Source organism: Pseudomonas sp. UBT (assembly GCF_050915955.1).
GTDB classification, from domain to species: domain Bacteria; phylum Pseudomonadota; class Gammaproteobacteria; order Pseudomonadales; family Pseudomonadaceae; genus Aquipseudomonas; species Aquipseudomonas antarctica_A.
Genome location: NZ_CP168079.1, coordinates 3,981,155 through 4,000,576, shown reverse-complemented (window position 1 = coordinate 4,000,576; position 19,422 = coordinate 3,981,155). Strand labels below are relative to the sequence as shown.

At 60.3% G+C, this 19,422-nt stretch carries 20 protein-coding genes; 16 read left to right on the top strand and 4 right to left on the bottom strand.

Annotated elements, in window-relative coordinates; genetic code table 11:
* The first annotated feature begins 19 nt into the window (after nt 1-19).
* From ACDZ94_RS18465 to ACDZ94_RS18430, 8 genes are all read left to right on the top strand, one after another.
* Nucleotides 20-1,021 (top strand): diguanylate cyclase, encoded by a 1,002-nt coding sequence (locus ACDZ94_RS18465; protein WP_064451032.1) that lies wholly within the window; start codon nt 20-22, stop codon nt 1,019-1,021.
* A gap of 235 nt (nt 1,022-1,256) precedes the next feature.
* Nucleotides 1,257-2,352 (top strand): peptide chain release factor 2 gene (prfB, locus tag ACDZ94_RS18460; protein WP_096236834.1). Its coding sequence is split into 2 segments (ribosomal slippage): nt 1,257-1,328 and nt 1,330-2,352, totalling 1,095 coding nucleotides; the frame shifts between segments, so codons are not numbered across the junction.
* A 95-nt stretch (nt 2,353-2,447) separates the two neighbouring features.
* A complete protein-coding gene (gene lysS / locus ACDZ94_RS18455) occupies nt 2,448-3,950 on the top strand; it encodes a lysine--tRNA ligase (protein WP_432750568.1) in 1,503 nt (500 codons plus the stop codon).
* A gap of 159 nt (nt 3,951-4,109) precedes the next feature.
* A complete protein-coding gene (locus ACDZ94_RS18450) occupies nt 4,110-4,826 on the top strand; it encodes a TetR/AcrR family transcriptional regulator (protein ID WP_169875936.1) in 717 nt (238 codons plus the stop codon).
* 148 nt (nt 4,827-4,974) lie between these two features.
* Entirely contained in the window at nt 4,975-5,535 is a 561-nt protein-coding gene (locus tag ACDZ94_RS18445; protein WP_262667157.1) for a hypothetical protein, read from the top strand.
* Between the two features lie 21 nt (nt 5,536-5,556).
* Nucleotides 5,557-6,834 (top strand): flavohemoglobin expression-modulating QEGLA motif protein, encoded by a 1,278-nt coding sequence (locus tag ACDZ94_RS18440; protein ID WP_064451036.1) that lies wholly within the window; start codon nt 5,557-5,559, stop codon nt 6,832-6,834.
* Nucleotides 6,835-6,916: 82 nt separating this feature from the next.
* A complete protein-coding gene (locus ACDZ94_RS18435) occupies nt 6,917-7,822 on the top strand; it encodes an alpha/beta hydrolase (RefSeq protein WP_432750567.1) in 906 nt (301 codons plus the stop codon).
* Nucleotides 7,819-8,145, top strand: coding sequence for a hypothetical protein (locus ACDZ94_RS18430; protein WP_221294075.1), 327 nt, complete (start codon nt 7,819-7,821; stop codon nt 8,143-8,145). Before ACDZ94_RS18435 ends, ACDZ94_RS18430 begins: the two co-directional genes overlap by 4 nt.
* Before the next feature lie 317 nt (nt 8,146-8,462).
* On the opposite strand, the gene ACDZ94_RS18425 is transcribed toward ACDZ94_RS18430, so the two are convergent.
* From ACDZ94_RS18425 to ACDZ94_RS18415, 3 genes are all read right to left on the bottom strand, one after another.
* On the bottom strand, nt 8,463-9,248 hold the full coding sequence (locus ACDZ94_RS18425) for an OmpA family protein (protein WP_053254704.1): 786 nt from the start codon (nt 9,246-9,248) through the stop codon (nt 8,463-8,465).
* A gap of 55 nt (nt 9,249-9,303) precedes the next feature.
* On the bottom strand, nt 9,304-9,729 hold the full coding sequence (locus tag ACDZ94_RS18420) for a DUF4398 domain-containing protein (protein ID WP_064451039.1): 426 nt from the start codon (nt 9,727-9,729) through the stop codon (nt 9,304-9,306).
* 284 nt (nt 9,730-10,013) lie between these two features.
* Complete coding sequence (locus ACDZ94_RS18415; protein WP_432750566.1) at nt 10,014-10,358, bottom strand: pilin assembly protein; 345 nt, start codon at nt 10,356-10,358, stop codon at nt 10,014-10,016.
* Nucleotides 10,359-10,543: 185 nt separating this feature from the next.
* Between ACDZ94_RS18415 and ppc the strand changes: the two genes are divergently transcribed.
* From ppc to ACDZ94_RS18380, 7 genes are all read left to right on the top strand, one after another.
* On the top strand, nt 10,544-13,189 hold the full coding sequence (gene ppc, locus ACDZ94_RS18410; RefSeq protein WP_432750565.1) for a phosphoenolpyruvate carboxylase: 2,646 nt from the start codon (nt 10,544-10,546) through the stop codon (nt 13,187-13,189).
* Nucleotides 13,190-13,484: 295 nt separating this feature from the next.
* The gene (gene adk / locus ACDZ94_RS18405; protein ID WP_034118422.1) at nt 13,485-14,132 is read left to right on the top strand and encodes an adenylate kinase; all 648 of its coding nucleotides are present in this window, start codon (nt 13,485-13,487) and stop codon (nt 14,130-14,132) included.
* Between the two features lie 90 nt (nt 14,133-14,222).
* A complete protein-coding gene (gene tsaB / locus ACDZ94_RS18400; protein ID WP_064451042.1) occupies nt 14,223-14,909 on the top strand; it encodes a tRNA (adenosine(37)-N6)-threonylcarbamoyltransferase complex dimerization subunit type 1 TsaB in 687 nt (228 codons plus the stop codon).
* 160 nt (nt 14,910-15,069) lie between these two features.
* Nucleotides 15,070-15,372: a hypothetical protein gene (locus tag ACDZ94_RS18395; protein ID WP_064451043.1), complete on the top strand. Its 303-nt coding sequence runs from the start codon at nt 15,070-15,072 to the stop codon at nt 15,370-15,372.
* Nucleotides 15,372-16,232, top strand: coding sequence for a DUF72 domain-containing protein (locus ACDZ94_RS18390; RefSeq protein ID WP_432750564.1), 861 nt, complete (start codon nt 15,372-15,374; stop codon nt 16,230-16,232). The genes ACDZ94_RS18395 and ACDZ94_RS18390 overlap by 1 nt, the downstream gene beginning before the upstream one ends.
* Nucleotides 16,233-16,259: 27 nt before the next feature.
* Complete coding sequence (locus ACDZ94_RS18385) at nt 16,260-17,087, top strand: isocitrate lyase/PEP mutase family protein (RefSeq protein WP_432750563.1); 828 nt, start codon at nt 16,260-16,262, stop codon at nt 17,085-17,087.
* A 3-nt stretch (nt 17,088-17,090) separates the two neighbouring features.
* Nucleotides 17,091-17,789, top strand: a complete 699-nt coding sequence (locus tag ACDZ94_RS18380) for an extensin-like domain-containing protein (RefSeq protein WP_064451046.1) — start codon at nt 17,091-17,093, stop codon at nt 17,787-17,789.
* A 3-nt stretch (nt 17,790-17,792) separates the two neighbouring features.
* Here the strand turns inward: ACDZ94_RS18380 and ACDZ94_RS18375 are convergent, their stop codons facing one another.
* Complete coding sequence (locus ACDZ94_RS18375) at nt 17,793-18,413, bottom strand: energy transducer TonB (protein ID WP_432750562.1); 621 nt, start codon at nt 18,411-18,413, stop codon at nt 17,793-17,795.
* A 96-nt stretch (nt 18,414-18,509) separates the two neighbouring features.
* Here ACDZ94_RS18375 and ACDZ94_RS18370 point away from each other — a divergent pair, with 96 nt between their 5' ends.
* Nucleotides 18,510-19,292: a class I SAM-dependent methyltransferase gene (locus ACDZ94_RS18370; protein ID WP_064451048.1), complete on the top strand. Its 783-nt coding sequence runs from the start codon at nt 18,510-18,512 to the stop codon at nt 19,290-19,292.
* Nucleotides 19,293-19,422 lie beyond the last annotated feature (130 nt).

Here is a 19,422-nt window from a genome sequence, read left to right as displayed (position 1 = left end):
GTAATTCAGGTGACTGCACATGAGTGATTTACAGATCGACGACATCAAGACCGACGAAAATGCTGCCATGGTGTTGCTGGTCGACGACCAGGCCATGATCGGCGAAGCGGTGCGGCGTGGGCTCGCCCATGAAGAAAACATCGATTTCCACTTTTGCGCCGATCCGCATCAGGCGATTGCCCAGGCCATCCGCATTAAGCCAACCGTCATTCTGCAAGACCTGGTCATGCCGGGCCTCGACGGCCTGACGCTGGTGCGCGAATACCGCAACCACCCGGCCACGGCGAACATCCCGATCATCGTGCTCTCGACCAAGGAAGAGCCGTTGATCAAAAGCGCGGCGTTCTCGGCCGGGGCCAATGATTACCTGGTCAAGCTGCCGGACAATATCGAGCTGGTGGCGCGCATTCGCTATCACTCGCGCTCCTACATGACGTTGTTGCAGCGGGATGCGGCCTACCGTGCGCTGCGGGTCAGCCAGCAGCAGTTGCTGGATACCAATCTGGTGCTGCAACGGTTGATGAACTCCGACGGTCTGACCGGGCTGTCCAACCGCCGCCACTTCGACGAATACCTGGAATTGGAATGGCGCCGCGCCATGCGTGACCAGACTCAGCTGTCACTGCTGATGATCGACGTCGACTTCTTCAAGACCTTCAACGACAGCTTTGGCCATGTTGAAGGTGACGAAGCCCTGCGCAAAGTCGCCGCCGCCATCCGCGAAGCCAGTAGCCGTCCTTCGGACCTGCCGGCGCGTTACGGGGGTGAAGAGTTCGCCCTGGTGTTGCCGAACACCTCGCCGGGTGGTGCGCGCCTGGTGGCGGAAAAGCTGCGCATGGCAGTAGCCGCGCTGAAAATCCCGCATATTGCACCGGCTGAAGGCTCGAGCCTGACCATCAGCATCGGCCTGTCGACCATGACCCCGCAGCAGAGCAGCGATTGCCGGCTGCTGATCATGGCGGCGGACAAGGGTTTGTATACGGCCAAGCATAATGGGCGTAACCAGGTGGGTATCGAATAATTCGGTACAACGCTAATCCCTTGTGGGAGCGGGCTTGCTCGCGAATGCGGTATGTCAGGTAATGAATCAGTGACTGACCCACCGCATTCGCGAGCAAGCCCGCTCCCACATTTGGATCTTCATTGTTCTTGAGATCGGATGCAGACCCGCCTTTTCGCCAAGCGGGCTGCCGTTCGCGTCTCTTTGTCGTTATACTCGTCGGCTTTCAAAAGTTCGCCAACGAGTGCTGCCCGCCATGGAAATCAACCCGATCCTTAACACCATCAAGGACCTGTCCGAGCGCTCCGAAACTATTCGGGGGTATCTTTGACTACGATCAAAAGCATGAGCGTCTGACCGAAGTCAATCGCGAGCTTGAAGATCCGGCTGTCTGGAACAAACCTGAATACGCCCAGGAACTGGGCCGCGAGCGCGCTGCGCTGGCGCAGATCGTCGACACCCTCGACGAATTGAACACCGGTCTGGGCGATTGCCGTGACCTGCTGGACATGGCCGTCGAAGAAAACGACGAAGGCGCAGTGGGCGATGTCGTCGCCGAGCTGGCCCGTCTCGAGGAAAACCTCGCCAAGCTTGAATTCCGCCGCATGTTCAGCCACGAAATGGACCCGAACAACGCCTACCTGGATATCCAGGCCGGTTCCGGCGGCACCGAGGCCCAGGACTGGGCCAACATCCTGCTGCGCATGTACCTGCGCTGGGCTGACAAGCGCGGTTTCGACGCAACCATCATGGAGCTGTCAGCCGGTGAAGTCGCCGGTATCAAAGGCGCGACCGTGCACATCAAGGGTGAATACGCCTTTGGCTGGCTGCGTACCGAGATTGGCGTGCATCGCCTGGTGCGCAAGAGCCCGTTCGACTCCGGCAACCGTCGCCACACTTCGTTCTCCGCGGTGTTCGTCTCCCCAGAGATCGACGACAAAGTGGAAATCGAGATCAACCCGGCCGACCTGCGAATCGACACCTACCGCTCCTCCGGCGCCGGTGGTCAGCACGTAAACACCACCGACTCGGCCGTACGTATTACCCACGTACCGACCAACACCGTGGTCAGCTGCCAGAACGAACGTTCCCAGCACGCGAACAAGGACACCGCCATGAAAATGCTGCGGGCCAAGTTGTACGAGCAGGAAATGCAGAAGCGCAACGCGGCTTCGCAGGCGCTGGAAGACACCAAGTCGGATATCGGCTGGGGTCACCAGATCCGTTCTTATGTGCTCGATGCGTCGCGGATCAAGGATCTGCGCACTAACATCGAACGCAGCGACTGCGACAAGGTGCTCGACGGCGATATCGACGAATACCTGGAAGCCAGCCTGAAATCAGGCCTGTAACAAGACTGTAGGAGCCGGGGGGACACTTAGTCCTTGCCCGGCGATCCCCTGCCGAAGGCTGGGGAAAACGTACCTGTGATGGAATTTCAAAAGACATGAGCGACCAACAACTCGACCCGCAAGCCCTGCAACAGGAAGAAAACTCCCTGATCGCCCTGCGCAAGGAAAAGCTTGCTGCCGAGCGCGCCAAGGGTAACGCCTTCCCCAACGACTTCCGCCGCGACAACTACTGCGATGCCTTGCAGAAGCAATACGCGGACAAGACCAAGGAAGAGCTGGCGGAAGCGGCGATCCCGGTCAAGGTGGCAGGTCGCATCATGCTCAACCGTGGCTCGTTCATGGTGATCCAGGACATGACCGGGCGCATTCAGGTCTACGTCAACCGCAAGACTCTTTCGGAAGAAACCCTGGCCTCGGTGAAAACCTGGGACATGGGCGACATCATCGCGGCCGAAGGCACCCTGGCCCGTTCCGGCAAGGGCGACCTGTACGTTGAGATGACCAGTGTGCGCCTGTTGACCAAGTCGCTGCGCCCTCTGCCGGACAAGCACCACGGCCTGACCGACACCGAGCAGCGCTATCGCCAGCGCTACGTTGACCTGATCGTCAACGAAGACGTGCGCCAGACCTTCCGCGTGCGTTCGCAGGTCATCGCCCACATCCGCAGCTTCCTGATGCAACGTGACTTCCTGGAAGTGGAAACCCCGATGCTGCAAACCATCCCGGGTGGTGCCGCAGCCAAACCGTTCGAAACCCACCACAACGCGCTGGACCTGGAAATGTTCCTGCGTATCGCGCCTGAGTTGTACCTCAAGCGCCTTGTGGTTGGCGGCTTCGAAAAAGTCTTCGAGATCAACCGCAACTTCCGTAACGAAGGCGTTTCGACGCGCCACAACCCTGAATTCACCATGTTGGAGTTCTACCAGGCGTACGCCGACTACGAAGACAACATGGACCTGACCGAAGAACTGTTCCGCGAACTGGCACAGCTGGTGCTGGGCAGCACCGACGTGCCTTACGGCGACAAGGTGTTCCACTTCGGCGAGCCGTTTGTACGCCTCTCGGTGTTCGACTCGATCCTCAACTACAACCCAGAGTTGACCGCTGACGATCTGACCGACATCGACAAGGCCCGCGCCATCGCCAAGAAAGCCGGCGCCAAGGTGCTGGGCTTTGAAGGCCTGGGCAAACTGCAGGTGATGATTTTCGAAGAACTGGTGGAGCACAAGCTGGAGCAGCCGCACTTCATTACCCAGTACCCGTTCGAAGTGTCGCCGCTGGCCCGTCGCAACGACGACAACCCGAACGTTACCGACCGTTTCGAGCTGTTCATCGGCGGCCGCGAAATCGCCAACGCCTACTCCGAGCTTAACGACGCGGAAGACCAGGCCGAGCGCTTCATGGCGCAGGTGGCCGACAAGGACGCCGGCGACGACGAAGCCATGCACTACGACGCCGACTTCGTCCGCGCGCTGGAGTACGGCATGCCACCGACTGCCGGTGAAGGTATCGGTATCGACCGGTTGGTGATGTTGTTGACCAACTCGCCGTCGATCCGCGACGTGATCTTGTTCCCGCACATGCGGCCACAAGCGTAACCCTAGCGAAATCCGAAGCCGCCTTTTATAAGGCGGCTTTTTTATGGGGTGTATTTAGCCGTCAATAGAACGGCGCCAGGTGTTCGTTCCCACGACGACCCGTCTGCGTGGGAATGCAGCCCGTGACGCTCCGCGTCACCTTTTAAAGGAAGATCTGCCGTGAACCGCGTAATGGCTCAAGAAGGTGCCGCCGGCATTGCTGCTGCCGTGGCTGAAAGCGTCCAGTATCAAGGCCGCAAGGCCAGTCGCCGGGGCAGCGAGCAACGCAGGCAAGACATTCTCGATGCGGCCATGCGCATCGTCGTGCGTGACGGCGTACGGGCCGTGCGCCATCGCGCGGTGGCGGCGGAAGCCGGCGTGCCATTGTCGGCCACCACCTACTACTTCAAGGACATCGATGACTTGCTCACCGATACCTTCGCCCAGTACGTCGAGCGCAGCGCGGCCTTCATGGGCAAACTGTGGGTGCGCAACGAAGGCCTGCTGCGCGAGATGGTCGCCTATGGCGATGGCAGCCAGGCGTCACGCTCGCAACTGGCCGATGACATTGCAAAGCTGACCGCCGATTACGTCATGCGCCAACTGACCAACCGCCGTGAACACCTGATGGCCGAACAGGCCTTTCGCCAGGAAGCCTTGCTTAACCCGCGTCTGGCGGAACTGGTGCGTTCTCATCAGCAGATTCTGTTGCAGGGCACCGGGCAGTTTTTCCAGGTATTGGGTTCCCGCGAGCCGCAACAGGATGCCAAAGTGTTGACGGCGATAATCGGTCGGATGGAATATCAGGGCCTGCTTGGCGGCCCAGAGCCTCTGACCGGTGAAGAGATGCTTGAGATTCTCAAGCGTTACATGCATTTGGTGTTGGCCTCGGTCTAGCTAAATGTGGGATCTGCTTTATGTGGGAGCTGGCTTGCCTGCGATAGCATCACCGCGGTGTGTGCTTGAATGACCGTGTTGCCTGTATCGCAGGCAAGCCAACTCCCACATCGGTAGGTGCCATGCAAACCATTCAGTGGGGTATTTGATGAAAGCCTGGCGTGTCGCGCTAATCGCCTTGTCGTTCCTGTTGCTCAGCGGTTGCCTGGTGACGTTCAAGGACCCGCTGCCAGCCAAAGAAGCAGCACCGGATGCCTTGCTCGGCCACTGGTCGAGCAAAAATGCCTGGGGCGAGCCGCTCAACCTGCAGATTACCCGCGTCGGTAAGCATCGTTACAAAGCGGTGAGCTACCCTAAAGCCAAGCCGGGCCAGCGCGATGAGTATCTGTTTACGGTTTCGCGCCATGGCAACCGTTGGTATTTGTCGGCGCCGTTGCCGGACAAACTCGGCGGGCACTTCATTTTGGCTGGCTTCGATTTTGAAGGCGAAAGCGACGAAAAGCCTGAATTGGTGGTCTACAACCTCGACCTCGAGCAGATCCATCAAGCCATAGGCCAGCAGGCTTTACACGGCAGCACTGTGGACACCGTCGAAGGCGCCGGCGTGTTGGTGGACAGCCCGATGGACCAGGTGTTTGCCTACCTGGATAACCCGGCCAATGCCGATGTGTTCGTTGAAGCCGTGCGCTACCAGCGTGCGGGCAAATAACGTTTAAAGAGGAAGCACCGGGTGGACGATTACCAGCAGACGATACGCACCTTGTCCGATCGCATAGTGCTGGCGCAAACACCGATTCGCGTGCTCGACGCCGTGAAGTGGGACGAGAACATTCGCCAGGGATTCCTCAAGGCCAAGGGCAAGGCTTTGCCCGCCGTGGACCGCGATTATTACCTGAACCGGCCGCTATCGTTCGACTCCAGCGCGGTCAAGCTGGAGTTCCAGAACATCGAGCGCGACATCACCCGCCAGCTTGGCCAATTCAACCCGGTCGGGCAGATCATGCGGCGGATGTGCAAGGAGTACCGCATGGTGGTGCGCATGCTCGAAGCGCGCGGCACCGAGGACTTCGGCCTGATCTCCCAGGAACTCTACGGCGCCGCTTCCGATGCCTTCCACGCCGGCGACCCGACCCTGGCTGACCTGGGCCTGATGCTCTCCGACTACCTCAATAACATCGACGGCCGTGGCGACCTCAAGGACGAGGCCAAGACTCTCACCGCCAAAGATGCCGTGGCGATGTTGCAAACCCGCCTGAACAAGGTATTTGGCGAGGCGGAAGAAACCATTCGCGTGTTCGAGTCCGACGGGATCGTCGCCGACGCGGCGGCAGGCGCCGACTACATCAAGATCCGCGCCGACGCGATGTTCAACGAACGTGATGTGCGCGCGCTGGAAGTGCATGAAGGCCTGGTGCACGTCGGCACCACGCTCAATGGCCAAAATCAGCCGATCTGCACGTTCCTGTCCAAGGGGCCGCCGTCTTCCACCGTAACCCAGGAAGGCCTGGCGATTCTGATGGAAATCATCACCTTCGCGTCCTACCCCAGCCGCCTGCGCAAACTGACCAACCGCACCCGCGCCATCCATATGGTGGAGGAGGGCGCTGACTTCCTGCAGGTGTTCGAATTCTTCCGCGAGCAAGGTTTTGAAATGGCCGAAAGCTACGGCAACGCCAGCCGGGTGTTCCGTGGCTCGACGCCGACCGGCCTGCCGTTTACCAAGGATTTGTCCTATCTCAAGGGCTTTATCATGGTCTATAACTACATTCAGCTGGCCGTGCGCAAAGGCAAGCTGGAACAAGTGCCGCTGTTGTTCTGCGGCAAGACCACGCTGGAAGACATGCGTACCTTGCGCCAACTGGTCGATGAAGGCCTGGTGGTGCCGCCCAAGTACCTGCCCGAGCAGTTTCGCGACATGAACGCACTGGCGGCGTGGATGTGTTTCTCCAACTTCCTCAACCACTTGAGCCTGGATCGGATCGAAGCGGATTACTCGAATATCCTTTAGGCAATTTAACTGACGAAACCGATTAAAAAATTTGGATCTCCACAAGGCTGCAGATCGCGGCCAAATCGCGAGGCTTCAACGGATGAGAATCCTCGGCATTCTTTGCCTGCTATTCACATTGAACGGCTGCAGCTCGCTGCTGTTCTACCCTGAGCCCGGGCTGCCGTTCACGCCGGAAAAAGCCCACCTGCAATACCGCGATGTCACCCTGACCACCTCCGATGGCGTAAAGCTTCATGCCTGGTGGCTGCCGGCCAAACCCGGGGTGCCCGTCAAAGGCACGGTGCTGCACTTGCACGGCAACGGCGGCAACCTCGCCTGGCACCTGGGCGGCAGTTGGTGGTTGCCGGAGCAGGGCTATCAAGTGCTGCTGCTGGACTATCGCGGTTATGGGCTGTCGCAAGGCAAGCCGTCGTTGCCGGCGATCTATCAAGACATCGATGCAGCGTTTAAGTGGCTCGACAAGGCCCCCGAAACCCAGGGCCAACCGCTGATTGTGTTAGGCCAAAGCCTGGGAGGCGCGCTGGCGGTGCATTACCTGGCGGCGCACCCGGAGCGTCAGCCCAAACTCAAGGCGCTGGTGCTGGACGGCGTGCCTGCCAGTTATCGTGACGTAGGACAATTCGCCCTCAGCACGTCCTGGTTAACATGGCCGTTTCAGGTGCCTCTGTCCTGGCTGGTGCCGGACGCCGACAGTGCGATCAACACCATGCCCCAACTGACCGGCGTACCGAAACTGCTGTTCCATAGCCTGGATGATCCGATTGTGCCGGTGGCCAACGGCATCCGCCTGTATCAGGCCGCGCCGCCGCCCAGGGTGTTGCAGTTGACCCGTGGTGGCCATGTGCAGACCTTTGCCGACAAGACCTGGCAAACCGTGATGCTGCGTTATCTGGACGACCCGCAGCACTTCAACGGCCTGCGCCGCCTGGGTGAAATTCCGAATTATCCTGTTCCTAAAGTTGACTCATCAGAGAGCCCGCAATGAGCGAAGAACGCAATATGATCCCGCTGATCCTCACCGGTATCGGCACCATCATCGGTACCGTCGGTTGCCTGTGGTTCTACGGCTACCTGCACTTCGCCAAGCCGGAAGATGCATTGCTGCTCAGCGACTTCACCCTGCTCAAGACCGTACCGGGCGTGGACTATAAAATTTCCCTGACCCCGGCCGCACAAGTGGCGCAGTGCATTGATGGCGTGCTGGTGATGTTCGATACCGAGCAGAAAGGCTTGAGTGGCGTGCTGGTCAACAACAAGAAGCAAGCGGTGCGTTGCATGGGGCAGGAAACTCCGCAACTGCAGGAATAGCCCCATCACGGAAATATCTGGAACCGTCTTGCGTCACACGCCACAGAAGGCGATGTAACTTACGCAAACGGGGCGGGCAAGGTGGTCATAAATATTGGTGCAATACGCAACATGCTGGACATGGCCCGTGGGCATGAGTCGCTGACGCGACAAGATGCACAGGCCCATACGCTCAGGCAACTGATGGAGCGGCTGTCGGAGAACACCTATGACGCGAAAAAGGTAACGCATGCGGACGATTCGGAGGGCCCCATCACCTTCGGATAGTCCAAAAAAAACCCACCGTAAGGTGGGTTTTTTTATCCAGCTTCAATCAATCAGTTCGCCATCGACGAACGTGGCTTCACTGGCTGGTTGTCGTTGGAGATGGTCACTTCAACGCGGCGGTTCATGGCACGGCCCGAAACGCTGCCGTTGTCGGCAACCGGATATTCCTTGCCGTAACCCTGGGTCACGATGCGCGAGATATCCACGCCCTGTTGAGCCAGTGCACGCTGTACAGAGGCCGCACGACGCTCGGACAGGCTCTGGTTGTACGAGTCGGAGCCGGTGCTGTCGGTGTAGCCTTCGACGATCACTTTACGGTCCGGGTTATCACGCAGGAACTGCGCCAGCTTGGTGATGTTCACCAGGCCGCTGGATTTCAGGTCGGACTTGTTGGTGGCGAACAGCACGTCACCGAACGTCACCAGGGTGCCGCGATCAGTCTGCTTGGCGTTCAAGCTGTCTTGCAGTTGCTTGATCTGCGCGTCACGGGCTTGCAGCAGGGCGCGGGCACGTTCGTCACCGGCGTTTTTCAGCTGGGCTTCGGATTGGCGCAGTGCGATGGTGTCTTTCGCCACTTCAACGCGCTGGTTGGTCAGGTAGGCCAGTTGGTCGACTTTCTTCTGGTCTTCCTTGTCGCGGTAGGCCTTGTCAGCCTTGTCCAGCCAATCCTGAGCGTCCTTGGTTTCCAGCGCCGCTACCTTGGTGGCATTCGGGTTGGCTTGCAGGGCCGAGAAGTTGGTCCGTGCGTTTTCCAGGTTCGCGTTTGGCGGGGTGGAGCAGGCCGCCAGAGCAACGCTCATCGCCAGCAGGGCAGGGATCATCAGTTGTTTACGCATAGTCGTGTCGTCCTTTCAATTCGATATCGGGTGCAATGCAATCAGTGGCGGCGGCTTATTGCTGTTTGATAACAGCCGGGCGCATGCCTTCCTGACGCAGCTCCTGAACAGCCTTCTGGGAGTCCTTCACAGCCTGGTCTGCCTTGGCAGCCTGGGCTTTACGCTCAGCGACGCGGGCGTCCCACTCGGCTTGCTCGGCCAGTTGACGAGCCTTGTCGTAGTTTTTGTCGTGCATGGCGATTTCAGCTTCTTTGAGCTTGTCCTGAGCCGACTTCATTTCTACGGCGGCGTACTCGGTGCCACCGGCGCTGACGGCGCTGTTCACCGCAGATTGGGTCACGGCGTATTGCTCGGTCGGTGGGTTACCGGCGCAGCCCGCCAGTACGAAGCTGGTGCCGATTGCCAGCGCGGCCAATTTAAGCCCGCGCAGGTGGTTAAACGAGGATTTGGCAGTGCTGGTCTTCATCGTCTTCAACTCCATTGGATAACTCCTCAAAAACATCAAAATCCACTTCGTTGGTCAGCGGTCGAGGCCCCGGCGGTAAAGCTCGTAGTGCCTTTTCAAACGGCCGTTCCAAGTGATGGCTTACTGGCTGTGACCTGATGCTTTTTTCAAAAGTTCAGAGAAGATGGCGATTTGCCTAAAAAAATATCTGACTGTTTGGTCAGCGTTTAAAAGTTTGAACTTTTGCTGCGCGCGAAGGTACGCCGAGCCTCTGTGAGGCCCGGAATACCTGGGGTTGGATGCGGTTTAACGGATGTTTATCAGTGCTTCTGTTCGTCCGCGCTGGCTGATAAATCATGCAGATAGCGCCGCGACAGCGTGAGAAAGCGTGGAGTAGGGCCTACATCTTCGTACAGCGGGTCCCCCTCTTCATCGGTGGCGACCACGTGCTGGCCCTTGATGTAGGGAAAGCTGGCTTCCAGCTCTTCAAGGGCGGCGCCGATCAGCTCACCGAGCAGTTCTTCGGGGTGGCGCTTGGGGTACATCTCGGCAATGGCGGCCAGCCGGGCGGCGGACTCCATGTCCAGATGGATCGCGTACTCGGTTTTGGTCAGGCGACCCTTGGCGGTCTCTTCCCAATGCTGGGCCAGTTCTCGAATTTTCATGGCAACCTCAATAAGCCCGCGATGGCAGGCGGTGATGAGTGTCCAGCCGCCTGCGTGGATAAACGCGACGACTCACTGTTGAGACTAGCTGTAACCGGCAAGGTTTAAAGTGTCTTGTCAGAAACCGATGCGAGCGGCACTCTGGAAGGCCTGCGCGTCCCGGATTTCTGGCTGGAGATTGGCTGATGAGTGATATCGATGCACGCTTGCGTGAGGATGTTCACCTGCTGGGTGAACTGTTGGGCAACACCATTCGAGAGCAATACGGCGATGATTTCCTCGACAAGATCGAGCAGATCCGCAAAGGCGCCAAGGCCGACCGCCGTGGCAGCGTATCCGAGCAAACCGCCGGCGAGGAACTCAGCGCCAGCTTGAACCAACTGCAGGAAAGCGAACTGTTGCCCGTGGCGCGAGCCTTTAACCAGTTCCTCAACCTGGCCAACATCGCCGAGCAGTACCAGTTGATCCACCGGCGCGATGAGTCGCAACCGGCACCGTTCGAGTCCCGTGTATTGCCGGAGCTGCTGGCCCGACTGCAAAGCGAAGGTCACAGCAACGAATCCCTGGCCCGCCAGTTGGCGCGGTTGGAGATTGAATTGGTCCTTACCGCCCACCCGACTGAAGTGGCGCGCCGCACCCTGATCCAGAAATACGATGCGATCGCCGCGCAACTGGCGCTGCAGGATCACCGCGACCTCACCACGGCCGAGCGCGAGCAGATCCGCGAACGGTTGCAGCGGTTGATCGCCGAAGCCTGGCACACCGAAGAAATCCGCCGCGTGCGGCCCACCCCGGTGGATGAAGCCAAGTGGGGCTTTGCGGTGATTGAGCATTCGTTGTGGCAGGCCATCCCGAATTATTTGCGCAAGGCTGACCACGCCTTGCACGCGGCCACCGGCCTGCACTTGCCACTGGAGGCCGCGCCGATTCGGTTTGCCTCGTGGATGGGCGGGGACCGTGATGGCAACCCGAATGTCACCGCGCCGGTCACCCGCGAAGTGCTGTTGCTGGCGCGCTGGATGGCGGCGGATTTGTATTTGCGTGATATCGATCACCTGGCGTCCGAGCTGTCGATGCAACAGGCCAGCCCGGCGTTGCAAGCCAAGGTCGGCGACAGCGTCGAGCCGTATCGCGCCTTGCTCAAGCAATTGCGTGAACGCCTGCGTGCCACGCGGCAATGGGCGCACACCGCATTGACCGCCAACACCCCGGCACCCGCCGAGGTGCTGCAGAACAACCGCGACCTGCTCGACCCGCTGGAGCTGTGCTACCAGTCGCTTCACGAGTGCGGCATGGGTGTAATCGCTGATGGCCCGCTGCTCGATTGCCTGCGCCGCGCCGTGACCTTCGGCTTGTTCCTGGTGCGGCTGGATGTGCGCCAGGATTCCAGTCGCCACTCGGCGGCCATGACCGAAATCACCGATTACCTGGGCCTCGGTCGCTATGAAGACTGGGATGAAGAGGCGCGTATCAGCTTCCTGACCAAGGAGCTGAGCAATCGTCGACCGCTGCTGCCGGGCTATTTCAAACCGTCGGCGGACACCGCCGAAGTGTTGAATACCTGCAAGGAAATCGCCGCCGCACCGGCCGCGTCTCTCGGCTCGTATGTGATCTCGATGGCGGGCGCCGCCTCGGACGTGCTGGCGGTGCAACTGCTGCTTAAAGAGTCGGGCGTACAACGACCGATGCGCGTGGTCCCGCTGTTCGAAACCCTGGCCGACCTGGATAACGCCGGGCCGGTGATGGAGTGTCTGCTGCAATTGCCGGGCTATCGCGCGCGCTTGCAGGGCCCGCAGGAAGTGATGATCGGCTACTCGGACTCAGCCAAGGACGCCGGCACCACGGCTGCGGCCTGGGCGCAGTACCGGGCGCAGGAACGTTTGGTGGATATCTGCCGTGAGCAGCAGGTGGAATTACTGTTGTTCCACGGTCGTGGCGGCACTGTTGGCCGGGGTGGTGGGCCAGCTCACGCGGCGATCCTGTCGCAACCGCCGGGCTCGGTAGCGGGGCGTTTTCGCACCACCGAACAAGGCGAAATGATCCGCTTCAAGTTCGGCCTGCCGGACATCGCCGAGCAGAACCTCAATCTGTACCTGGCCGCGGTGCTGGAAGCCACGCTGTTGCCACCGCCGCCGCCCGAGCCGGCCTGGCGCCATTTGATGGACGAATTGGCGGCAGACGGTGTCAGCGCTTACCGCGCCGTCGTGCGCGAAAATCCCCAGTTCGTCGAGTACTTCCGCCAGTCCACGCCGGAGCAGGAGTTGGGCCGTTTGCCGTTGGGCAGTCGCCCGGCCAAGCGGCGTGCGGGCGGTATCGAAAGCCTGCGGGCGATTCCGTGGATTTTCGGTTGGACCCAAACCCGCCTGATGCTACCCGCCTGGCTTGGCTGGGAAGCTGCATTAAGCAAGGCGCTGGAGCGCGGCGAGGGCGAGTTGCTGGGGCAGATGCGCGAGCAATGGCCGTTCTTTCGCACCCGCATCGATATGCTGGAAATGGTGCTGGCCAAGGCCGATGCCGACATAGTGCGTTTATATGACGAGCGTCTGGTGCAGCCTGACCTTCTGCCATTGGGCGCGCACTTACGCGACCTATTGTCGCAGGCGTGCAGTGTGGTCCTTGGCCTGACTGGCCAGTCGCAACTGCTGGCCCACAGTCCGGACACCCTGGAGTTTATCCGTTTGCGTAACACCTACCTCGACCCGCTGCACCTGTTGCAGGCCGAGTTGCTGGCGCGCTCGCGTCAGCAGGAGGCGGCGCAGGATAGCCCTCTGGAACAGGCGCTGCTGGTGTCCGTGGCGGGTATTGCCGCCGGATTGCGCAACACCGGTTAAGGTTTCTTGCGTGTTCTCAACGACTTGCGGATAAACAATGACGGCCGCCCTGAAAGGGGCGGTTGGCGTTTATGGGGCAGGGTTGCACTCAGGCACACCTTGGCTATGACGCATGCGCTGCGCGGGTTACTCCGACTTTCGGCGGCTTGTATGGATAGGGCCCGCTGTGTATCTTGATCAGCCTTTGGGGTTTTGATCGGCTTGGGCCGATATTTCCACGAGCCACATTTTTACGAGATTGGCCCCACGCGGCGAATCCGAGCGTCATCTCTATAAAAAATTGAGGAGCACATCGATGCGCGTCATTCTGCTGGGAGCTCCCGGGGCCGGTAAAGGTACTCAGGCAAAGTTCATCACTGAAAAATTCGGCATTCCACAAATCTCCACCGGCGACATGCTGCGCGCGGCTGTCAAGGCCGGCACCGAGCTGGGCCTGATCGCAAAAAGCGTGATGGACAGCGGCGGCCTGGTTTCCGATGACCTGATCATCAACCTGGTCAAGGAACGCATCAGCCAGGACGACTGCAAGAACGGTTTCCTGTTCGACGGCTTCCCACGCACCATTCCCCAGGCTGAAGCCCTGGTGAAGGCTGGCGTTGAGTTGGATGCCGTGGTTGAAATCGCGGTTGAAGACGAAGAAATCGTCCAGCGTATCGCCGGTCGTCGTGTTCACGAGGCCTCGGGCCGCGTGTACCACACCGTCTACAACCCGCCGAAGGTTGAAGGCAAGGACGATGTTACCGGCGAAGACCTGGTACAGCGTAAGGATGACACCGAAGAAACCGTGCGCCATCGTCTGTCGGTCTACCACTCCCAGACCAAGCCACTGGTGGACTTCTACCAGAAACTGTCCGCTGCACAGGGCAAGCCGAAGTACAGCCACATTCCTGGCGTGGGTTCGGTAGAAGCCATCACCGCCAAGGTGCTGCAAGCGCTGAGCTGATCAAACGATCAGCTGCATGCACAACGGCCCGCTTACGGGCCGTTGTTGTTTATACTGGCGCACTTTTTTCCGATTTGGACACCTACACCGATGAGCACCCTGCTGGCCCTGGACACCGCGACTGAAGCTTGCTCTGTTGCCTTGCTGCACGATGGCAAGGTAACGAGCCACTACGAGGTGATCCCGCGCCTGCACGCGCAGAAGCTGTTGCCGATGATCAAGCAATTGCTGGAAGACGCCGGCACCACCCTTGCTGCGGTGGATGCCATTGCCTTTGGCCGTGGCCCCGGCGCGTTTACCGGCGTGCGCATTGCCATTGGCGTGGTGCAGGGCCTGGCGTTTGCGTTGGAGCGCCCGGTATTGCCAGTCTCCAACCTCGCGGTGCTGGCCCAGCGTGCGCTGCGTGAGCACGGCGCCTCGCAAGTGGCGGCGGCCATTGATGCACGGATGGATGAAGTCTATTGGGGTTGCTACCGCGAGACGGCCGGCGAAATGCGCCTGGTGGGCGTGGAAGCCGTGCAGCCGCCGCAAGTCAGCGCGTTGCCCGTGGATGCCAGCGGTGACTGGTTCGGTGCCGGTACCGGCTGGGGTTATGGCGAACGCATCAATGTGCAACTGGTCGGCCAGGACGCCACTATGTTGCCGCATGCCGAAGACCTGCTGACCCTGGCGCGCTTCGCTTTCGAGCGTGGCGAAGCGATTCCCGCCGACCAGGCTGCACCGGTTTATCTGCGCGATAAAGTGGCGCAAACCAAGGCTGAGCGCGGGATTATTTGACGCCAAAAAAGCGAGATTTTTGTGGCGATTTTCGCCAATCGTCAGAATTCGACCGGGTTTGTAAACCTTTTACAAATTATGTGTTCTAGTTATCACCAGAGCATTTGCGCACAACGGAAAGTGCCGCTAAATTGCCATCATTGATACCGAGTCTGCATGTATGCGTATAGACGGCTTTTCCTCACAGTCCTACCCCCTCAAGCGTAAGCCACGTAAGGCGAACGTGACGGTAGACGATTCCGTCGAGGATTCGCCGGACTTCATTGAGGTCCAGTCCGACGCCCAGTCCAGCGCCCAGGGTTCTGCCGGCGCGCGTCTCAGTGGTCTTCCCGCCCGTCAGCAAGACATGGTGTTCCACCGTTCCATGAGCAAAAGCGTCGCCACCGCCCTGGCCAGCTACCTGACCACCGCCGGCTTTGTCGAATGGGATATGGAAGTGCTGGGTCTCGACATCCACATCTGATGCGCCAGCCTTACTTTATTGGTTGCCCGTCCTGGAGTGAAAACGCCTGGCGCGAGTACCTGTACCCGGCCGACGCACGCTCCAGCGATTACCTCGCGCTGTACTCCCAGGTCTTCAATGCTGTTGAAGGCAACACCACTTTTTATGCTCGCCCCTCGGCCGCCACGGTGCAGCGCTGGGCTGAAATCATGCCTGAAGATTTTCGCTTCACTGCCAAATTCCCGGGCGACATCAGCCACGGAGGCGACTTGCGCGAACAGTTGCCGGCGGCGGAAAGTTTTGTCGGCTTGATGAGCCCATTGGGGGCGCGTGTTTCGCCATTGTGGCTGCAACTGTCGGCGAGCTTTTCGCCGCATCGCCTCGGCGAGCTCGCCGGTTTTATTGATGGCCTGGAACGCCCGTTGGCGGTGGAAGTACGCCACCCGGAATTCTTCGCCAAGGGCGATGCCGAACGCACGCTCAACCGCTTGTTACGTGACCGTGGTGTCGAGCGGATCTGCCTCGACCCCAGGGCCTTGTTCAGTTGCACGTCCACGTCGGCCGCCGTGCTGCACGCCCAATCGAAAAAGCCCAAGGTGCCCCCGCGCCCGGCGGCGCTGACCCAGTTTCCCCAGGTGCGTTTCATCGGCCATCCGGAGCTTGAGGCCAACGACCCGTTTTTGCTGCCGTGGGTGGAAAAAATCGCCGGCTGGATCGAAGAGGGGCGCACGCCCTACGTATTCCTGCACACCTCGGATAACCGGCTGGCTGCGCAACTGGCGCTGCGGTTTCATGAAAAACTGATGGCCCGTTTGCCGGGCCTGCCGCCGCTGGCGACCTTGCATCGAGAACCCGAAGCGGAGCAACTGGGGTTACTCTAGGGCTCCTTTTTACGCCAGGAGTGAGTCATGGATGCCCAAACCCTTCGCGCCGAAACCTTCAAGGCCTTGCACGAGCGTGATCGTGCGTTCGTGATGCCCAACCCGTGGGATGCCGGCTCCGCCATCATGCTTGCCAGCCTCGGCTTTGAAGCGTTGGCCACCACCAGTGCGGGCTATGCGTTCAGCCTGGGGCGGCCGGATGCGGAAGGCGCGTTGTCGCTGGAGGATACGTTGGGTAATGCTTCTGCGATTGTCCGGGCGACCGCGCTGCCGGTGGCGGCTGATCTGGAAAACGGCTTCAGCGATACGCCCGAAGGGTGTGCCCAAACCATCCTGCGCGCAGCCGCCACCGGGATCGTCGGTGGCTCCATCGAAGACGCCACGGGCATTGCCATCGATCCAATCTATCCCTTTGATCTGTCCGTCGAGCGCGTGGAAGCCGCGGTTGCTGCAGCCCGCAGTCTGCCATTCCCGTTCACGCTGACAGCCCGCGCGGAAAACCTCCTGCATGGCCGCCTGGATTTGCCTGACACCATCCGCCGCTTGCAGGCCTACGCCGAAGCCGGTGCCGACGTGCTGTATGCCCCAGGGCTACGCAGCGCCGAGGAAATACTGGCAGTGGTCAAGGCCGTCGCGCCCAAGCCGGTGAACGTGTTGATGTCCGGCGGCTTGAACCTCAGCGTGGCGCAGTTGAGCAAGATGGGCGTGAGGCGCATCAGTGTCGGTTCGGCCATGGCGTTGGCGGCGTATGGCGAGTTTTACCGGGCTGCGCAGGAGGTGTACACGTTGGGAACCTTTACCTTCACCGAGCGCAAGATGCCGTTCAGCCAGGCCAACCAATTCTTCAAGGGTTAAGCCGTGCGCTTTTTTAAAGTGGTCGGTGCGCTGCTGTTGCTGGCGGGTGTGTGTGCACTGGGTGTGTGGCGAGGCTGGGTGCCGTTGCCCAATGAATGGAACCCCTGGGCGCCGCTGGATGTGCGCGCCAGCCCGAACGTGTTGACGCGGTTCAAGCTCGGGCGGCTGCAGGATGATCCGGCGCTGTGCGACGAGGTGTTGAAAACGTCTGGTTTGCGCGTCATCCGTCAGGCAGACAGCCCCGCTGACGCCGCGTGCCCATTGCGCAACGTCTTGCGCGTGCAAGGCGCCGACGTGGCCTTGAGCAGCAGCTTTCTCGCCAGCTGCCCGCTGGCCGTGGCGTTTGCCTTGTTCGAGCGCCATAGCCTGCAACCGGCGGCCCAGGCGGTATTTGGCCAGGCGGTGACGCGGGTCGATCACTTGGGCAGCTTTGCCTGTCGCAACCTGTATAACCGCGCAGACGGGCGGCTCAGTCAACATGCCTCGGCCAATGCCCTGGATATCGCCGGCTTCCGCCTGGCCGACGGGCGCAGCATCAGTGTGCTCAAAGACTGGCCGGGGGAAGGCGATGGCGCGCGTTTTTTGCGGCAGGTGCGAGAGGGGGCCTGCGCTGATTTCAACGTGGTGTTGAGCCCGGACTACAACGCAGCTCATCGCAACCACTTCCATCTGGACATGGGGCCCTGGTGGGTGTGCCGCTGAGGCTTATGCGGCGAGGCGCAGGTTGTTGAGGATCAGTGGGCGCGCCCAGTTGTAATCGAAGTCCAGCGCTTTCTGTTGCGCTTCCAGTGCTTCGGTCGGGTACGGCGTGGCGGGTGGTGGCAGCAAGTCCAGTTCGAACTCGGCAATCGGCAGGTGCAAGGGCTGTGGTTCCGGTGCCGGGCTTGGCGCAGGCTTTGGTTGACCAGCGTTCAGAACAATCGGGCGTACCCAGCCGCTTTCAAAATTCTGCTGGCGCTGTAGGGCGACGATTTCTTCTGCCGGGAACGGCGCGGGGGGCGGTGGCAGCAACTCGGTTTCAAATTCGGCGATGGGCAGGAACAGCGGCTCCGGCGGGGCGATCTCGGTGTCCTTCACATCGCACTCACGCTGGGTGAGGATCTGCGACAACAGGTCGGCGCCTTCGCTGGGTTCTACCGCCGGGTCTCTCGGTGCCGGTGCCTTGGCGGCGAGTGCGTCCGGCGTATCGCCGAGCTGTTCGGCCAACGCACGGGCGAAGAAGTCCTGCCACACATGACTCACGCCGGCCAGCGCTTGAGTATTACGCAGGCCGTAGTGGTTGTGGGTCGGCAATACACCGATAGTTGGGGGAAGAATGTCTGACATTTTTCTCGGTCGACGCTCAGCTCTGGCAAAATACCTGACTGTTGTTTTTATCGGCCGCTATTTGCCGATCCTTAATATTTTTGAGCGTAGCGATTGATGAACGAACAACCAGCGGCCAGCCGCATTCGGGTCGAGGCCTTGGCCGAAGGTTTTACGGCGCGTGCCGAGCAGTGGGCTTCGCTGCTGGGCCTGCCGTTGCACCTTGATGAGGCGGACTTTTCCCTGCAAGTGGGGGAGCATGGCCTGCAGCTCCAACAGCTTGGGCCTGACGCACCGGGGCCGGTGCGCGTGGACTTTGTCGAAGGCGGCGCAGCTCACCGGCGTTTATACGGCGGTGGCAGCGGGCAGATGATCGCCAAGGCGGTCGGCGTTGCTCAGGGTGTGCGCCCGCGCGTGCTGGATGCCACGGCAGGTTTAGGCAAGGACGCGTTCGTGCTGGCCAGCCTGGGCTGCGAGATGAGCCTGATCGAGCGTCAGCCACTGATTGGCGCTTTGCTCGAAGACGGTCTGGCACGCGGCGCGGGTGATTTTGAAGTGGCGCCCATTGTGGCGCGCATGAAGCTGCTCAAGGGCAATTCCATCGATGTGATGCTCAATTGGGAAGGCGAACCGCCGCAGGTGATCTACCTGGACCCGATGTTCCCTCATCGTGAGAAAACCGCCCTGGTGAAGAAGGAAATGCGCCTGTTCCGGCCACTGGTAGGCGATGACCCGGACGCACCCGCCTTGCTGGCCGCCGCCTTGGCGTTGGCCAGCCACCGCGTGGTGGTCAAGCGTCCGCGCAAAGCGCCGTGCATTGAAGGGCCGAAGCCGAGCCATGCGCTGGATGGTAAATCGAGCCGGTATGACATCTATCCTAAGAAAGCACTCAAGCCTTGATGGCCTCATCGCGGTATAGGTATCTACGCGACTCTTTGTGTCGCTTTAGGACTGTGAGGGGTTAGGGAGATTGAGTACATATCCGTTGCTGCGGTAACGGCGGCTTAGGGTTCCGCCCTTACGGCGGGTC

What these genes read in the sequence shown, in the direction of transcription:
- ACDZ94_RS18465 (WP_064451032.1), top strand. Translation starts at nt 20, where the DNA reads ATGAGTGATTTACAGATCGACGACATCAAGACCGACGAAAATGCTGCC.
- lysS (WP_432750568.1), top strand. Translation starts at nt 2,448, where the DNA reads ATGAGCGACCAACAACTCGACCCGCAAGCCCTGCAACAGGAAGAAAAC.
- ACDZ94_RS18445 (WP_262667157.1), top strand. Translation starts at nt 4,975, where the DNA reads ATGAAAGCCTGGCGTGTCGCGCTAATCGCCTTGTCGTTCCTGTTGCTC.
- ACDZ94_RS18435 (WP_432750567.1), top strand. Translation starts at nt 6,917, where the DNA reads ATGAGAATCCTCGGCATTCTTTGCCTGCTATTCACATTGAACGGCTGC.
- ACDZ94_RS18430 (WP_221294075.1), top strand. Translation starts at nt 7,819, where the DNA reads ATGAGCGAAGAACGCAATATGATCCCGCTGATCCTCACCGGTATCGGC.
- ACDZ94_RS18425 (WP_053254704.1), bottom strand. Translation starts at nt 9,248, where the DNA reads ATGCGTAAACAACTGATGATCCCTGCCCTGCTGGCGATGAGCGTTGCT.
- ACDZ94_RS18420 (WP_064451039.1), bottom strand. Translation starts at nt 9,729, where the DNA reads ATGGAGTTGAAGACGATGAAGACCAGCACTGCCAAATCCTCGTTTAAC.
- ACDZ94_RS18415 (WP_432750566.1), bottom strand. Translation starts at nt 10,358, where the DNA reads ATGAAAATTCGAGAACTGGCCCAGCATTGGGAAGAGACCGCCAAGGGT.
- ppc (WP_432750565.1), top strand. Translation starts at nt 10,544, where the DNA reads ATGAGTGATATCGATGCACGCTTGCGTGAGGATGTTCACCTGCTGGGT.
- adk (WP_034118422.1), top strand. Translation starts at nt 13,485, where the DNA reads ATGCGCGTCATTCTGCTGGGAGCTCCCGGGGCCGGTAAAGGTACTCAG.
- tsaB (WP_064451042.1), top strand. Translation starts at nt 14,223, where the DNA reads ATGAGCACCCTGCTGGCCCTGGACACCGCGACTGAAGCTTGCTCTGTT.
- ACDZ94_RS18395 (WP_064451043.1), top strand. Translation starts at nt 15,070, where the DNA reads ATGCGTATAGACGGCTTTTCCTCACAGTCCTACCCCCTCAAGCGTAAG.
- ACDZ94_RS18390 (WP_432750564.1), top strand. Translation starts at nt 15,372, where the DNA reads ATGCGCCAGCCTTACTTTATTGGTTGCCCGTCCTGGAGTGAAAACGCC.
- ACDZ94_RS18385 (WP_432750563.1), top strand. Translation starts at nt 16,260, where the DNA reads ATGGATGCCCAAACCCTTCGCGCCGAAACCTTCAAGGCCTTGCACGAG.
- ACDZ94_RS18375 (WP_432750562.1), bottom strand. Translation starts at nt 18,413, where the DNA reads ATGTCAGACATTCTTCCCCCAACTATCGGTGTATTGCCGACCCACAAC.
- ACDZ94_RS18370 (WP_064451048.1), top strand. Translation starts at nt 18,510, where the DNA reads ATGAACGAACAACCAGCGGCCAGCCGCATTCGGGTCGAGGCCTTGGCC.